Raw genomic sequence first — 1,159 nt, 5'->3', positions numbered from 1 at the left:
GCCGATGTCCTTGAGCTTATGGCCTCTCTTCCCCTCGTTGCCGTGATCTTGGGCACACGGCCCGAAGCCATTAAGCTGGCCCCGGTGATTCAAGCTCTGCGTGCCAGTCCCCATCTGCGCACCGAGCTGATCTTGACCGGACAACACCGGGAAATGGTGGATCAGGTGATGCGGCTATTCGGTCTGCAAGCGGATCGGGATCTGGCGATCATGCGCCCCCGCCAAAGCTTGACGGACATCACCGAAGCCACCTTGCGGGGCCTAGAACTCTACTTTCAAGAGCAACATCCTCAACTGGTTTTGGTGCAGGGAGATACCACCACCGCCTTCGCTGCCGCCTTGGCAGCTTTTTACCACCGGATCCCGGTTGGGCATGTGGAAGCCGGACTGCGCACCGATGATCTCTACAATCCTTTCCCCGAAGAGGTCAATCGCCGCCTGATCTCCCAGTTGGCCAGCCTGCACTTTGCCCCTACCCCCCAAGCCGTTGACAACCTGAAGCGAAGCCACGTGGTGGGATCCATCCATTGCACCGGCAACACTGTCATCGACGCCCTACTGCAAGTGGCCTCCCAAGGGATCCCCTGCCCCATTCCCGGCCTGGACTGGCAGCGCTACCGTGTCCTGCTGGTTACCTTGCACCGACGCGAAAATTGGGGGGATCCCCTAACCGCCATCGGCAAGGCTCTGCTGCAGATCTTGGCCGAGTTTCCCGATACCGCCCTTCTTTTGCCCCTCCATCCCAACCCCTTGGTGCGGGATCCCCTGCAAGCCCTGTTGGGATCCCATGAGCGGGCTTTTCTCACTGAGCCTCTGGACTATCCCCTCTGGGTGAGCGCCATGCAGCGCTGTACCCTCATCCTCAGCGACTCCGGCGGCATTCAAGAAGAGGCCCCTGCCCTGGGCAAACCGGTGCTGGTGCTGCGGCAGACCACCGAACGTCCTGAAGCGATTGCTGCCGGCACCGCCCGCCTGGTAGGCACACACCCCGAAAAGATCCTGAAGGCAGCCCGAGAATTGCTCACAGACCCACAAGCCTATGCCCGCATGGCCCAAGCCCAAAACCCCTTTGGCGATGGCACTGCCGCCCGGCAAATTCGCCACATCATCGAGCGGTGGTTTAACCCGCAAAGCCCTCGAGAAGAACAAAGTTAAGAAT

General features: G+C 60.5%; 1 protein-coding gene. It reads left to right on the top strand.

Going from position 1 to position 1,159, the window contains the following annotated elements:
- Window positions 1-18: 18 nt before the first annotated feature.
- The gene (gene wecB, locus NW820_RS10500; RefSeq protein WP_414407451.1) at window positions 19-1,155 is read left to right on the top strand and encodes a non-hydrolyzing UDP-N-acetylglucosamine 2-epimerase; all 1,137 of its coding nucleotides are present in this window, start codon (window positions 19-21) and stop codon (window positions 1,153-1,155) included.
- Window positions 1,156-1,159: the final 4 nt, after the last annotated feature.

The sequence above is a fragment of the Synechococcus sp. R55.7 genome (assembly GCF_047461955.1).
Classification (GTDB): Bacteria; Cyanobacteriota; Cyanobacteriia; order Thermostichales; family Thermostichaceae; genus Thermostichus.
The sequence above is the reverse complement of the archived record's forward strand: the minus strand, read 5'-3'. Positions and strand labels throughout refer to the sequence as shown.

What these genes read in the sequence shown, in the direction of transcription:
- wecB (WP_414407451.1), top strand. Translation starts at nt 19, where the DNA reads ATGGCCTCTCTTCCCCTCGTTGCCGTGATCTTGGGCACACGGCCCGAA.